Below are 375 nucleotides of genomic sequence, written 5' to 3'. Positions count from 1 at the left end.
ATTTATGCAGATATCGCTCTTATAGTAAACATCCTGTTTATTTTTGGAGTACTGGCAGGACTTGGTGCCGTGCTTACCCTGCCGGGTATTGCTGGTATCGTACTAACAATTGGTATGTCGGTGGATGCTAACGTACTTATCTTTGAAAGGATACGGGAAGAACTAAGATTGGGTAAAAATCATAAGGATGCTACCAGGGATGGATTTAGCAATGCGCTTTCTTCTATTCTTGATGCGAACATAACAACGGCATTAACCGGTTTGATCCTTTTGGTTCTTGGTACAGGTCCTATAAAAGGATTTGCAACTACCTTATTAATTGGTATCGCGACTTCCTTATTCACTGCGATCTTCATCACCAGGTTGTTCATTGAC

The 375-nt window shown here is 41.1% G+C and carries 1 protein-coding gene; it reads left to right on the top strand.

The window, feature by feature from the left end; all coding sequences use genetic code 11:
* The coding region (locus HC176_RS17495) for an MMPL family transporter (protein WP_167920279.1) at positions 1–375 on the top strand (375 nt) is incomplete at both ends.

This window comes from Tamlana crocina (assembly GCF_012037625.1).
The sequence above is the reverse complement of the archived record's forward strand: the minus strand, read 5'-3'. Positions and strand labels throughout refer to the sequence as shown.